Genomic DNA, 14,480 nt, shown 5'->3' on the forward strand with positions numbered 1-14,480 from the left:
CATTCGAGCCGCCAACGTACGTAGAATATAAAACAGCGCTGCCTCCTGCATTAAATTTTGTAACAAAAACATCGCCAAGGCCGCCATTAAAAGTATTGTCATAGCACCCTACTGTAGTTGGAAAAGCCGCACTGTTTATTCTTCCGGTAACAAAAGCTTCGCCCGTATTATTTACAACAACTCCTTCTCCGGCTCCCTGATCTCCGAGAAATGTGGAATAGACCAATGCTGATCCGGCAGCGTTAAGTTTCAATAAAAATGGCTGTGATTGTCCTGCGTTAAAAGCAACATCAAATGCTCCTGCCGTGACAGGAAAATTAGCAGATCCTGTATTGCCTGTGACATAAGCATTCCCGGTATTATCAATCGTAATTCCATATCCCCTTTCACCACTGCTTCCACCAATATAAGTTCCGTAAATGATATCAGTACCATCCGGCCTCATTTTAAAAACAACAACATCCGTATTTGTGTTGTATGATGCATCATAGTTGCCTGGTTTAGTCGGAAATCCGGCCCCATCATACCAACCTGTTACATAAGCGTTGCCCAGATTATCGGAAGCAATATCATACGTATAACCCCAAATTAAGGGCCCTGAAAGCGGACCGGCAGCTCCGACATAAGTCGAATAAACTAATATCACGGGGTCAATTATGAGGTCGTATGCAGGATCAACAGATCCCTTGCAATAAAAACTCACTGTATTTTTATCTGACAAATTATAACATACATCTACTTCTTTCTTTACACCATTAATAAACTGGTACGAATATGGGGCGAGATCTGTTGCAGTACCCCAATCGGTTTTTATCTCAAGAGCTCCGTCTCTTTTAATGGTTATCTTTTTTACTCCTTCGAAATTCATTTTAATGTCATTGATCTTCCCTCCCGGCTTAACAACATAATCATACTTGATCTTGTTGCCGGATGAATAATAACGGGCATCTATCTTGTCATACAATTCGTGGTATCGGATCAGATTGTAATCGGGAGCATTTGTCACAAAACGGGATGGATCATTTCCGATCAGGTAATTGATCTTACTTTTCCGCTCGCCTTCCGATAAACATTGTACCTCTTTATTACAACCAAGAAATCTCATGTTCCAAACTAAATATTCATGGTCGTTACCCGAACGAGCGAATTCATTATCTGAATTGATCTTCATTTCACTCTCCACTTCCCTGACACTGGCATAACTTATACCATCCTTCATAAAATACATATGCACACCTGATGAAGCTGATTCAAATAATATGTCATCATTCCATTGTCCCATGTTTTTGCGAAAGCTGACTTGTAAATTCTGAAAGTTCAGTTCGATCTCCTTTTTCTTTGATTCTGACAAGTTGGATTTAGACAATCCTTTAGGAAAGTTATTTTGCCCCTTCAAACCGGTCAAAATAAAACCAAACAAAAAAAATACAAGGAATGATGCTTTTAAATTTGTCTTATGCAACATAAGTCTATGCTTGTGATATTATAATCAAAAATAGTTATTTCATGCCATATTAAAAGGTTCAGGGTGTACTGAGGTTTAGATTTATTGAACACCCGTTCTTGTCTCTAATATTAATGGTATGTGCTCCCGGACAAAGTTGATTTTTATACCTGTTCATATATCCATCCTGCCAATTATAATAGTAAGGACCGGTACCACCGCTTCCTGTCACCATTAACCATTCCTTACAACCGCAACCATTACAAGCAGCCGTGCCCTTAGTAAATAAGCCTGTCAAAGCAGGTGGTGAAATTATTGAGGTTGTAGTTGTTGAAGTGCAGCCTTTATTATCAGTCACTTTAACTGTATAAGTCCCTTGTATCAATCCCGTTACTGATTGGGTCGTTTGACCATTACTCCAGCTATAAGTATAAGGAGAGGTTCCGCTGCCGGTTACTGCAATGGCACTTCCGTTGGCATCTCCATTACAGGTAATGTTAGTTAGGGTAGTCTGCACATCAACTCCCTTGTTAACTATTACAATAGCTGTTGAAGCAGCTGTTGCCCCTCCCGAATCCGTTATTTGCACAGTATATGTGGTAGTTGTTGCAGGACATGGATTTATACTTTGTGTTGTTCCTCCAGTGTTCCATGAATAGGTATATGGACTTGTACCACTAGTGGCTGTTGCAATTAATACAGGACAAGATGAAGCACCTTCGCATACTTCCGCTGAATTTACATTTGCAGTTATGCTTCCGCAGGCAGTTCCGGTTATAGAAAATGTTGCTGTATACGGAACCTTAACACAAGCTCCGTCTGTTACTGTAACTGTATAAGTACCCGGACAAAGACCCGAAATAGTATTGGTGGAACTAATACTATTTAATGTCTGACTTCCATTGCTCCATGTGTAATTAAAATTGGGATCGGCACAGGCAATATTAACAGTTGCACTTCCGGAACAAGGACTGCAGACCGTATTGTTAACCTGTGACTGACTTAAGGTTGGAACAACAGGACTGAATTTTACAATGTAGCCATCGTCCAGCCCTCCGAAAGCATTATCATAATAAGCTCCTCCACCGGGATTTGTAAACGGATAAGTACTTGTAACGATAGAACCACTGCCTGCACACCACTCCCCCACCACATATAAATTGCCATTATTGTCGAGGGCTATTGCTTCCCGAAAATCTGCTCCGTTACCACCCAGATACGTAGCCCACAAAACTGCACCATTATTGTTGAATTTTATAATAAACGCATCGCCATAACCGCTACCGCCGGTGCCGCCAAAACTTGAATCATAAAAATTGCCACAGGTTGTATTTCCGGATTTATATATGTTGGAAGATGTCGTATTTAAACTCACATACAAATTGCCGCAATCATCTATCTCAATGTGATGGTACGAATGGAAAGGAATGTCCGTGCCGCTGCCTCCATAGTAAGTGGCCCAGGTTCGTGTGCCAATGTTTGTAAATCGCAATATAAAAGCATCAACCCCTCCTCCCAACGCGGCTTGATTATATGCTCCTGCCCATGCCTGTAATGAAAATGTAGCGGCAGTTGATGTTGCATAGCCGACCACATACAAATTATCCGATGCATCGCAAGCAACGGAAGTTCCTACGTCATTACCCGTGCCACCATAATATGTAGCCCATGTACATACTCCGGAATTTGTGAATCTCAAAATAAAAACATCTCCATTCCCTCCTCCTCCGTAAATATTATCAAAGTAGGCTCCACCCCAGGATTGAAGTGGAAATGTTAATTCAGATGACCGCGTATAACCTGTCACATAAACATTGTCAGCTGCATCGAAAGCGATAGCATACGCTTCGTCAACTCCGGAGCCGCCGTAATAAGTTGCCCACGTTAATACGCCTGAATTTGTGAACCTCAAAATAAAAGCATCTCGTGATCCACCTGCTGTCCCCTGGTTATAAGCACCCGCTCTTGTCTGAAGAGGAAACGTCACCGCATTTGAAGAGGTATATCCGACAATATAAATATTGTTGGCACCATCTAATGCAATGGAATATGCCTCTTCGTCGGACGCCCCTCCGTAATATGTCGCCCATAAACGGTTACCTGCATTGTCAAACTTCAAAACAAAAGCATCATAATTAAACCCTCCAAAAACACTTTGGTAATAGGCCCCTCCTCCCGGGTCATAAGTTGGTAGACCTCTGGTATACCCGGTGATATATATTCCACCGGCACCATCGCAGGTTATTGAATGGCCCCGGCCTGATCCATAAAAGGTTGACCAAACCAATACTCCATTCGGATCAAAGCGCATAATGAAAATACCATAATAACCTGCGGCTGTATAAAAATAGGCTCCACCCCAAGCCTGCAATGGGAAAGTAGTACCGGCAACATTATCTGTATAACCGGTCACATACACATTGTTATTAGCATCACAATCTACGCTCATTGGGCCATCAGCACCATTCCCTCCGTAAAAAGTAGCCCAGGTTAATTGCGGGTCGATCGTGATTGTTTGCGCGTTATTGTAATCATTTAATTTAATGCCTATCTCATATGAGAAAATTTCACTCTTCACAGCTTTCATTTCATTCAGCAGTCGAATATCCTGATTCAAAGGCAACGTGCCTACTCCCAAATACAAAGGATGAATATTGCTTTTAATTGTATAGTCAGAACTTATACTATTTGATTGCTCCCCCTGATAACAAAATAAACGGCCTTCGGTGACTCCTCCCAATTCGCTTTCAAAATGAATTTGATTGCTTTTCACTTCAAATTTCCCATTTCCTTCATAAATGAGTTTTATCTGGTTGGGATCAGCCTTTGGATGAACGATAAAATCGTGCTTTATGCCTCCGTTCCCGGAAGTGTAAATTACCCAGTCAATTCCCTTATAAACCTCCCTGATAGTTATCCTGGTATAGGTTTTTACATTACTAACTCCATTTGGACAGTGGCCAAAAAAATAACTTACATTGCCCAGAGTAACATCGCCTTCAGCAACAACGTTCTCTTTTTTGATACCCGCATTTTTCAGGACCATATCTACCCGACTCCATTTCCATTTAACTTTTAATTTGTCGCCTTGGAGAATATTAGCCTGCCCCATTTCATCATCTTCAACGTTATTATCCTCTTCCTTTTCGAAAAACTGGTAAGTTAGTCCGGATGTAGTAACCCAAATATTCAGGCCGGGCACTTCAGCTTTAAATAATACATAGGAAGCCGGCTTGTCATCAGAGCCTGTCATTTGCCCCTTGTTTTCATGAAAACCCAGTTGCTTGTTTAACGACATCCATGTTTTAGCATTCGCTGCCATTTCCGGATCGTTAGGTTTTGTATAGCCTCTGGCAAAAAAATTACTCGCAAAAAGAATTGCTGTAATGAGAAGAAAACTATAATTCTTCGTCAGGAAATTTTTTCTATTCGAAAGAAGTCTCATGCTTCACAATTAGGATTAAATCCGAACTAAGACTATACGCTAAACGACTTCTTTAAAAGTAGCTTTAGTTTAAGAGCAAGTCAAATAATTATTTATCTTTAATATAATTTAAGATATAGCTAATATTTACATAACTATATGTATATCAATATATTATATATTATTTTATTTAATTTCAAAAAAGGTAAATAAAATGGGAGCATCTAATAAACTTCATGAATTAATTCACAGTATGTCGATGAATGAAAAACGATATTTCAAAATTAATACAGCGGGAAACGCAGGTGGGCAAGACAGCACTTATCTCAAATTATTCAACCTGATTGCCGCACAGAAAAAATACAATGAATATAAAATCAAAAGCGGCTTTGATACCCGGGCTCAAAAAGACCTGCCGGTGATGAAAAATTACTTATATAATCTGATCTTAAAAAAACTGTGCAGTTATAATGCTTCATCGCACATCGAAATTCAATTGCACGATCAACTCAATGAAGCATTCGTATTATTTCAAAAAGGCCTTTACAACCATTATGAAAAAAAATTAAAGAAGATTAAAGCTATTGCGACCCGGTATAGCAAACCCGAAATATTATTGGAAATATATAACCGCGAATTGAAGCTGATCCATTTTAGGGAAGACTTATCAGCTATGGAGGATAAATATGGAACACTTCAGAGAGAATCTGCTGAGATCATAAATAAGATAAATAACAGAAATCAATATTATAGTCTGAAAAACAACATGTATTTACTATTAAGAAAAGCAGGAGTGTCAAAAAATAAACAAACAGAATATGAATATGGACATCTAATGAAAAATTCATTGATGGAAAATAAAACCCAACCACTTTCTCCCGAATCAAAGCTCAGCTATTATGACATCAAAGCAGCTTATTACACCTTTGGCAAAACCGATCCGTTAAAAAGCATCGCAGCTCTTGAATCAAAATATGAATTATTACAGCTATTGCCTGAAAAGGATCATGAATTAATAATTTCAAGGGCTAACACACTTATAAATTTATCCATCTCTTATTATACATTAAACAACATCAGGAAGGCATTTGAGATGATGCGTAACCTTGAGCATGAATTAGAAAAATGGGAAAAAAAATTACCATCTCATATATATTTAAGAATAACATTTACACTACACAAAATAAGAGCAACTCTTTTCATTTCAATGGGAAATTTTAAGGACGGTTTGTATGAGTTGAATCTCGAAGAAGAATTACTCCCGTTCGATAATACCATAAATAATATTCACGATTTTTATTTCACAAAAGCATATACTCACTTTGCCCTTAAACAATATACAAATTCATTGTCGAGCATAAATATTTTATTAAACTCTTCAACATTAAAAGAACAAGACAAATTTTACCGCAGAACAAAATTCCTGCAACTCCAGCTGTACTTTGAAATGGGAAAAACCGATCTTATTGAACATGAAGCCTCTATGATCACAAGACTTCATAAAAACAAAGCATATGTTTCCAAAGCGGAGAAGCTGGCTTTTGATTTCATATTAAACGACATTCATGCATTAACTTCACAAAAACAACTTAAAGAAAGATGCTCACTTGTTAAAAAGCAATTTGAATACCTCAAGAAATATCCGAAAGAAAAATCAGCTATTGAAGAGTTGAACATCCTTGACTGGATTGAAAGTAAGATTCAAAACCGTTCGCTTACAGAGATAGTACAGGAGAAAGCGAAACGACTGGAGAAATAATAACAATCAATCCAACCTGAACACAAAAGTATAAGTTCCCTTCTGCTCCTTAGCACCATCGGGACTGACATTGAACTTAGCCGTCTTCGCGGCCTGCCTGGCTAATGTATATAAATAAGAGCTGGTTGTGGTTGAACCCCTTTGTCCGGGAGTGGCTTCAATCACCTTTCCTGTTTCGTCTACCACTATTTCCACAACAACAATTCCTTCTTCCTGTGATTCATCAAGCAGCTGAGGGCGTTGTAACAATTTTCTTCCCCGTAATGAATAACCAGGCCCTTTACCCGGGCCAACATTATTTCCCTCTCCCGGACCATCACCATTTCCTTTCCCCTGCCCGTCACCATCACCGGCTTTCCCATTTCCATCAGTATTAGTTGAGTTGCCGCTTGAATTTTTTAGTTTGTCTTTTACGTTAGCAATCAGGTTCATTAACTCCTGACTGGGCTGTGGATCTTCCTGCGCCCTAATTTTCTCTTCGATCTTTTTCTCTTTCTTCTTCTCTTTTTTTCTTTCCTCTTTCACGGTCAATACCGGATCTTCTGTGCTGCTTGAAAAAATATCCTCTGTAGCCGATGTCGTATTGGTATTCGCTTTAACAGAGCTGGTCATTCCTGGGTTTCCCATTCCTTCAGCACCATCTTCCCCGCCACCACCTTCAAAAGTTATTTCAACTTCCTGTATAATACTTGGAGGATACGGAGGAATAGGTGTTTTAATAAGAAACAGTAACAAAAAAAGAATGATCAGCCCAAACACCAGGACGGATGATATGAATGATAAAAAATGATCTTTCCTATTGTCAGCTATTGCTTGCATTGCATTTTGTTGCTGGTTGTTAGTTGTCGGTTGCTGGTAAAAAAATTACCATAAATAAACGAAGAACTGAGGGCTGACAACATTTAACTACTTCACCGTTGGCGACTTGGTCTTCAACACCATTTTCACTCCCAACTTATCACCGATCTGTAAAACATCAACGAGATCCTGTACTGATAACGAATTATCTATTTTCAATACTACCGTTTTCTCCCCCGTTTTATTAACCTCCAATGCTACGGCCTGTTCCAGCGCTGTAAAAGGGACCAACAAACCATTCACCGCGAATACAGCATCTTTCCCCGCTTCAATCACAACCTTCGGCTTGTTCTGAATGGAAGTACCATGTTTTGTGCTCGGCAGAGTTAGCTTAATAATATTCGGATTTACAAGTGTGGATACAATTAGAAAGAACAAAAGCAGGAAGAACATGATATCGTTCAACGAATCGGTACTTACCTCAGCTCCTTCTTTATGTCGGCGGCGCAAGTTCATTATTTAGAAGGCTCATTTAAAATATCTAAAAACTCTGTGGAGCTGTTTTCTATCCGGTTGATGATCTTCTCGATCACAATATTCAGGATGTGATACGTTGTAAAGGCAAGGATTCCCACAATCAATCCCCCGGCACTTGTAATCATCTTCTGGTACAAACCAGCAGAGATGGTATCAATTTTAATATCACCACCGGCCAAAGAGATATCATAAAATATTTTCACCACACCGATGATTGTTCCCACAAAACCGAACATAGGCGCTATGCGACCAATGATATTGAGTACGATCATGTTCTTTTCTATTTTGTATAACTCAGCCCTGCCCGCTCCGTCCATCGCTTCTTTGATCTCAGCAACAGGTCTTCCTAAACGGCCCAGGCCTTTTCCTACAACAGCAGCCACAGGCGAAGTATTGCTCCTGCAAAGTGTACGCGCGGCTTCAAGATTGCCTGATACTATAAAATCTTTAATCGTCAACATGAAATTTTTATCATGTCGCGAAGCCTTTCTTAAAGCAATGATGCGGTCGAACATCACATAAATAGCAAGGAACAATAAAACACCAATAGGTATCATAATATAACCGCCCTTCACCACCAGTTCGAACAGGGAAAGCGAATCTTCCACATTCGCAGCCGGAACCATTTGTGCAGTATCCTGGATCGGGGTTGCGGTTTTATTGATCGTATCGGCCACCGTGGCACCCATAGTGCCCGTTATTTGCAATAAAACAGAGCTTAGCATAGTTCGTAGATTTATAACCCTGCTAAATTAACTTGAACTAAAGTGGAAATATTGTGTGAAAGGTTGAACTTATAAACAGGAAGGTGTTAGTGGGGGTTGGTTGTTGGTTGTCAGTTGTTGGTTGTCGGGCAATAACCAACAACTGACAACCAGCAACTAACTACCTTTCCCTCAATGCCCGAAACTTACGGATGAATCATAATCTATCCCCTGTGATTTTAAAACATTCTTAACCTTCCATCCATAAAACGCGAGGTAGGCAAAACAGAAAACAGGTACAATATATGACAGGTGAATTCCGATATTATCAGCAAGCAAGCCTTGCAGGGGAGGAATAAGTCCTCCTCCAAGTATCATCATAATAAGCAATGAGGAGCCCTGGTTTGTGTACTTACCAAGTCCCGCAATTGATAAGGAAAAAATGCATGGCCACATAACCGAACAAAATAATCCTCCGCTTAAAAAAGAATAGAGGGCCGTACTTCCTGTTGTCAACAATCCGACAATCATCATTACTGCACCCATTGAACCGAATAGCAGCATCATCCATGTGGGCTTTCCTTTTGTCAGGAAAAACACACCGATAAACATCAGCACAAAAGGAAAGTAGTACAACAGGTCATTCATCGGACTTCCTTTGATGTAATTCACCAAAAGAATTGTGGCATATGCCGCTAACGGCACAACAATGGTCATGATATTCTTAGCCGCTTTTGAAAAATTGAAAACAGAAACCGCTCCCGCCCACCTGCCTATCATCAGGCTTCCCCAGTACAATGAAATAAAATGAACCGATTGGGTATTATCCAACCCTTTAATCTCCGGAAGTTTTATAAGGGCAACAATATTACTTTGGATAGCAACTTCCACTCCCACATAGGTAAAAATAGCGATCATACCCAGCGCTAACTGCGGGTATCTGAATGCTCCCAGATCTTTTTCTACGGGTTCAGCATTAGTTACAGGCGGCAGTTTAGAAAAAAACAGAATAGCAGCAAACACTAAAAACGCACCGGCAAGAATAGTGTAAGGTAATTTTACGGCATCTATTCCTAAATCGACAACTGCATTGCCGCTTATTGATCCGAAGATCAAATAACTGATCAATAGAGGACCTATCATTGTTCCGAAAGAGTTAATACCTCCTGCCAGGTTTACCCTGTGAGCTCCTGTTGCCGGATATCCCAAAGCTATTACATAAGGATTCGCAACGATCTGCTGGAGTGTAAAACCCAGGCCCACTACAAACAAAGCGGTAAGCATGAGTGGAAATGACTGCACGGAGGCTGCAGGAATAAACAATAAGGCTCCGACAGCTGAAAGTATTAATCCGAAGATCAATCCTTTCTTGTACCCGATCCTGTTCAGGGGATCGCCACTGCTGAACGAAATGATAAAATAAATGATCGAACCGACAAAATATGCAGTATAAAAAGCCCAATCCACCAGCTGGGCCTGGAACTGCGACAGGTCAAAATTCTTTTTGAATATCCCGATCAACACGGTATTCGATGCGGCCACAAAGCCCCAGAAAAAGAAAACAGATATAAGAGTATAAAGAGATCTCCTTGAAGAAGAGTTGTCCATAAATGATGGATTAGTCGTTACTGAGTACTACGAAGCTCATAAGCGTAGTAGTAAATGTAAAAAAGAATCAATTGCTAAAACCAACTCCTAATAAAAAGTTATATTTATAATTATTAAGAACATGTTTTATTAACGTAATACCTGGGAAATATGCTATTAATTGCTGATAGTGGTTCAACCAAAACAGATTGGATCCTGATCGATGAAGGGAAAAATCAATCGCGATACAATACCATTGGCTATAACCCCTATTTTATTGACACTGAAAAAATAGCTCAATCACTGACCAGCACCTTAATTTCGCAACTTGACAGCTCAAAGGTGAAAAAAATCTTTTTTTATGGCGCCGGCTGTTCAACTCCTGAAAAAGCGGCTGTTGTATTTAAAGCATTATCGAAATGTTTTGCAAGTGCAGAAATTTATGTCAACCATGATATGTTGGCTGCTGCCCGTGCCCTGCTTGGAAACACCCGTGGATTTGCCGCCATCATTGGCACAGGATCCAATACCTGTATTTACGACGGGAAGGAAGTGGAAAAAAACATCGACTCACTTGGCTATTTGCTGGGCGACGAAGGCAGCGGCTGTTATATCGGGAAAAAGATAGTGCGTGATTTTCTACGAGGACACCTTCCTCCGGAATTACAACAAAAGTTTGATCAAAAATACCATCTCACTTATGCTGAAATTTTAGATTCCCTTTATAATAAACCGCTTCCTAACCGATTCCTGGCAGGCTTTTGCAAGTTCGCTGATGAAAACAAACAACATGCGCACATTCAAAAAATAGTTAAGGAATCTTTTACTGATTTTTTTGAAAATCTGGTAAGCAGATATTCAGGATATGAAAAACTGAGTTTTAACTGTGTTGGTTCTGTAGGATTTATTTTTAAAGAGATTTTAAGCGAAGTGGGCCGATCCCATAACATGAAAATAGGCAGGTTGATAGCTTCACCCATTGATGATCTGGTTAATTATCATATAGATAATGAATTGTAAATATCATCCCGCCCAACCTTCTCTATCCAGACTCCTGTACTGAATTGCCTCAGCCAGATGACTTGTTTCAATATTTTCCGAACTATCTAAATCAGCTATCGTGCGGGCAACTTTTAAAATACGGTCGTATGCCCGGGCAGATAAGCCAAGTTTTTCCATCGCAGTTTCCAACAATTGCTTTCCTGCTTCACCAATCCCGCAATAAGTACGCAGCATCTTCGAACTCATCTGCGCGTTGCAGTGAACCTCTTCAACATCACTAAATCGTTTCTGCTGAATCTCACGGGCCCTCATCACACGCTCCCTAACTGCTTCACTTTTTTCAGAAACACGCTCGGCAGAAAGTTCCTTGAATGAAACAGGTGTAACTTCCACATGCAGGTCGATCCGATCCAGCAGCGGTCCTGAAATTTTAGTCAAGTATTTTTGCACTATACCCGGACCACATACGCATTCCTTTTCGGGATGGTTGTAGTATCCGCATGGACAAGGGTTCATAGATGCAACCAACATAAAACTTGCAGGATATTCGACTGAAAATTTAGCACGGGATACATTTATTATACGATCCTCCAGCGGTTGGCGCATAACTTCCAGCACTGTACGCTTAAATTCCGGCAGTTCGTCCAGGAACAACACACCATTATGTGCCAAAGAAATTTCACCGGGCTGTGGTGTACCCCCGCCGCCAACAAGGGCCACATCCGAAATTGTATGGTGCGGCGACCTGAAGGGTCTTGCAGTGACCAAACCTGAATGTTTATTTATTTTGCCTGCCACCGAATGTATCTTGGTCGTTTCTAAAGCTTCATCAATTGTCAGGGGCGGCAATATGGTTGGCAAACGTTTAGCCAGCATGGTCTTCCCTGCACCCGGCGGACCGATTAATATTACATTGTGTCCGCCTGCAGCTGCAATTTCCAATGAACGCTTAATATTTTCCTGCCCTTTCACATCCGCAAAATCAGCCTCGCTCCCGGCCAACCGCATATAAAACTCTTCTTCTATATTTACTATTGTACGCTCTAACTTTTGTTCTTCATTAAAAAACCCGATCAGTTGTTTAATATTTTCGATACCGTATACTTCCAAACCATTCACAATAGCTGCCTCACGTGCATTTTGCTTAGGCAATATTATTCCTTTAAACCCTTCAACCTTAGCCTTTATAGCAATAGGCAATACCCCCTTAATTGGCTGCAAGCCTCCATCAAGCGACAGCTCGCCCATTATTATGTATTCTCCAAGTTTGTTTGCTTTTATATTTTCAGTAGCGGCAAGTATGCCGGTAGCAATGGTAAGATCGTAAGCGGAGCCTTCTTTACGAATATCGGCCGGGGCCATATTCACTGTGATCTTTTTGCCGGGAATTTTGATATTAAGATTCTTAAGCGCTGCATCAATACGCTGCTGGCTCTCTTTAACGGCACTGTCGGGCAACCCGACAATGTGAAAATTAACACCCTGGGAAATATTAACTTCAACAGTTACTGTTGTCGCGCTTATGCCATGCACCGCGCTTCCGAATGTTTTAACTAACATGAAATAAGAATAATAAATATGAAATTAACCTATATAATTTCCTCTAAAACTATAAATTTTTATGTTCTGTAAACATCCTAAAAATTGTTTCAGATTTCAATTTTCTTCGTCTTTTTATTATATTTGTTACAATTGAATATTATAACTTTTTCCCCTATGAAAACCATGAGAAAAATTACAATCTTAGCACTTCTTGCCCTGATAGTGATTTCTACTACTTCATGCTGGAGGCGTGTTCAACAGCAGGGTTGGCATGGTGCAGGAGCTGCCAAGCCTAAACACCGCAGATAGAATTTACCTGTTAAGCAGTAATCTTTTCAAAATACGGATCGCTGTTTTTTTGATTAATCTTTACGATTTCAGATTTAATTCAATGTAATGGATCAATGAATGGATAATCTTAATATGGATCTCCTGTGCGCGGTCAGCATAATCAGAATGCGGGGCACGTATTTCAACATCACATGCTGATGCCATTTTACCACCATCTTTACCTGTAAGACCAATCACCTTCATTCCTTTAGCTTTCGCAACGGCAATTGCGTTAACTACATTAAGCGAATTTCCGCTTGAGCTGATCGCCAACAAAACATCCCCTTTGTTCCCCAATGCCTCAATAAAACGGGAAAAAATCTTATCATATCCATAATCATTTCCGACACATGTAATATGCGATGGATCTGATATGGAAATAGCAGGGAGAGCTTTCCGATCATTACGAAAACGTCCGCTCAGCTCTTCCGAAAAATGCATCGCATCACACATAGAACCCCCGTTTCCACATGAAATGACTTTATTTCCGCTTTGAATGGCTTGAACAATAAGTTGTCCGGCCCCCTCAATAAGTTGAAAGTTCTTCTCATCACCGATAAACTTATTCAGCACATGTTGCGCTTCGATGAAATTGTGCCTGATGGAATCGTTCTTCATTGGAATAGATTATGATCAAAATTAAGAATATACTGAGTACTACGAAGCTTATGTGACAATTTATTCAACAAAACCTATATTTAAAAATCCTTTCAAAGGTTTGACTGTCGTCCAGGTAACGGGCGCAATAGTAGCTATTGATTACACAGATTTGTACAGATAAATATTATTAACCCAAAGTCCAAACCCTTCAATAGCAGCCATAATTTGAAATGATCCAAAGTATTTCTATTTTTATATTTCATTAAACTATTAATTATGAAGAAACCATTCCTCCCTGCCATTGCACTCGTTCTGTTGGTATTAACAGTTGGAAAAGCTCAGAGTACATCTGAAAAGGAAGTTAAAGAAGCCGTTGAAACAAACTGCTATTTAAAATGGGCTCAGAAATTTGAAGACCGAACCGCTTTTGATGTTGAAGATGGCTCCTATACAGATGTTATCCTGACATTTCGTAACGGTAGCAATGCCAATTGTTTTAATGGCAAGGCCGAGGTGAAAAACAATATGGTAACTGCCATGTACCTGAAGCTGGAGGATGGAACTTTTGAACTGGTAAAACGCAAATGGAAATACGAGATCAAGGATGTTACTATACAAAATGGTATATCAAAGACCCTGATCACGATCGATGATGAACTGATAAACGTAATGTTTGTGAAGAAAATAAAGCCAAAGAAGAAAGGCTATGAAAAAGCCCCGGACCCCAACGACTTCAATTAATCAGTATCCTTT

Annotated in this window: 11 protein-coding genes; 3 read left to right on the forward strand and 8 right to left on the reverse strand. The window is 39.9% G+C overall.

Features of this window, described 5'->3' with window-relative positions:
* A partial coding sequence (locus tag HYU69_06015; protein MBI2269900.1) for an SBBP repeat-containing protein occupies window positions 1-1,351 on the reverse strand: 1,351 nt, incomplete at its 3' end.
* A gap of 172 nt (window positions 1,352-1,523) precedes the next feature.
* On the reverse strand, window positions 1,524-4,889 hold the full coding sequence (locus HYU69_06020) for an SBBP repeat-containing protein (protein ID MBI2269901.1): 3,366 nt from the start codon (window positions 4,887-4,889) through the stop codon (window positions 1,524-1,526).
* A gap of 193 nt (window positions 4,890-5,082) precedes the next feature.
* Here HYU69_06020 and HYU69_06025 point away from each other — a divergent pair, with 193 nt between their 5' ends.
* Window positions 5,083-6,627, forward strand: coding sequence for a hypothetical protein (locus HYU69_06025; GenBank protein ID MBI2269902.1), 1,545 nt, complete (start codon window positions 5,083-5,085; stop codon window positions 6,625-6,627).
* A 6-nt stretch (window positions 6,628-6,633) separates the two neighbouring features.
* On the opposite strand, the gene HYU69_06030 is transcribed toward HYU69_06025, so the two are convergent.
* The 4 genes from HYU69_06030 to HYU69_06045 all read right to left on the reverse strand — a co-directional run bounded on the left by HYU69_06030 (window position 6,634) and on the right by HYU69_06045 (window position 10,274).
* On the reverse strand, window positions 6,634-7,446 hold the full coding sequence (locus HYU69_06030; protein MBI2269903.1) for a hypothetical protein: 813 nt from the start codon (window positions 7,444-7,446) through the stop codon (window positions 6,634-6,636).
* Window positions 7,447-7,533: 87 nt separating this feature from the next.
* A complete protein-coding gene (locus tag HYU69_06035) occupies window positions 7,534-7,941 on the reverse strand; it encodes a biopolymer transporter ExbD (GenBank protein ID MBI2269904.1) in 408 nt (135 codons plus the stop codon).
* The gene (locus HYU69_06040) at window positions 7,941-8,687 is read right to left on the reverse strand and encodes a MotA/TolQ/ExbB proton channel family protein (GenBank protein MBI2269905.1); all 747 of its coding nucleotides are present in this window, start codon (window positions 8,685-8,687) and stop codon (window positions 7,941-7,943) included. The genes HYU69_06035 and HYU69_06040 overlap by 1 nt, the downstream gene beginning before the upstream one ends.
* 171 nt (window positions 8,688-8,858) lie before the next feature.
* Window positions 8,859-10,274 carry an MFS transporter gene (locus HYU69_06045; protein MBI2269906.1) on the reverse strand — a complete coding sequence of 472 codons (1,416 nt, stop codon included), beginning with the start codon at window positions 10,272-10,274 and terminating at the stop codon, window positions 8,859-8,861.
* A 150-nt stretch (window positions 10,275-10,424) separates the two neighbouring features.
* On the opposite strand from HYU69_06045, the gene HYU69_06050 reads away from it, so the two are divergent.
* Window positions 10,425-11,273 carry an N-acetylglucosamine kinase gene (locus HYU69_06050; GenBank protein MBI2269907.1) on the forward strand — a complete coding sequence of 283 codons (849 nt, stop codon included), beginning with the start codon at window positions 10,425-10,427 and terminating at the stop codon, window positions 11,271-11,273.
* Between the two features lie 3 nt (window positions 11,274-11,276).
* On the opposite strand, the gene HYU69_06055 is transcribed toward HYU69_06050, so the two are convergent.
* A complete protein-coding gene (locus HYU69_06055) occupies window positions 11,277-12,815 on the reverse strand; it encodes a YifB family Mg chelatase-like AAA ATPase (GenBank protein MBI2269908.1) in 1,539 nt (512 codons plus the stop codon).
* Window positions 12,816-13,166: 351 nt separating this feature from the next.
* Entirely contained in the window at window positions 13,167-13,745 is a 579-nt protein-coding gene (gene lpcA / locus HYU69_06060; protein ID MBI2269909.1) for a D-sedoheptulose 7-phosphate isomerase, read from the reverse strand.
* A gap of 258 nt (window positions 13,746-14,003) precedes the next feature.
* Here lpcA and HYU69_06065 point away from each other — a divergent pair, with 258 nt between their 5' ends.
* Window positions 14,004-14,468 carry a hypothetical protein gene (locus HYU69_06065; protein ID MBI2269910.1) on the forward strand — a complete coding sequence of 155 codons (465 nt, stop codon included), beginning with the start codon at window positions 14,004-14,006 and terminating at the stop codon, window positions 14,466-14,468.
* The last annotated feature ends 12 nt before the right edge of the window (window positions 14,469-14,480 follow it).

It is taken from the genome of Bacteroidota bacterium (assembly GCA_016183775.1).
Classification (GTDB): domain Bacteria; phylum Bacteroidota; class Bacteroidia; order JABDFU01; family JABDFU01; genus JABDFU01.

Coding starts and splice junctions, on each gene's coding strand:
- HYU69_06065 (MBI2269910.1), top strand. CDS start 14,004: ATGAAGAAACCATTCCTCCCTGCCATTGCACTCGTTCTGTTGGTATTA.
- HYU69_06045 (MBI2269906.1), bottom strand. CDS start 10,274: ATGGACAACTCTTCTTCAAGGAGATCTCTTTATACTCTTATATCTGTT.
- lpcA (MBI2269909.1), bottom strand. CDS start 13,745: ATGAAGAACGATTCCATCAGGCACAATTTCATCGAAGCGCAACATGTG.
- HYU69_06025 (MBI2269902.1), top strand. CDS start 5,083: ATGGGAGCATCTAATAAACTTCATGAATTAATTCACAGTATGTCGATG.
- HYU69_06035 (MBI2269904.1), bottom strand. CDS start 7,941: ATGAACTTGCGCCGCCGACATAAAGAAGGAGCTGAGGTAAGTACCGAT.
- HYU69_06020 (MBI2269901.1), bottom strand. CDS start 4,889: ATGAGACTTCTTTCGAATAGAAAAAATTTCCTGACGAAGAATTATAGT.
- HYU69_06050 (MBI2269907.1), top strand. CDS start 10,425: ATGCTATTAATTGCTGATAGTGGTTCAACCAAAACAGATTGGATCCTG.
- HYU69_06030 (MBI2269903.1), bottom strand. CDS start 7,446: ATGCAAGCAATAGCTGACAATAGGAAAGATCATTTTTTATCATTCATA.
- HYU69_06055 (MBI2269908.1), bottom strand. CDS start 12,815: ATGTTAGTTAAAACATTCGGAAGCGCGGTGCATGGCATAAGCGCGACA.
- HYU69_06040 (MBI2269905.1), bottom strand. CDS start 8,687: ATGCTAAGCTCTGTTTTATTGCAAATAACGGGCACTATGGGTGCCACG.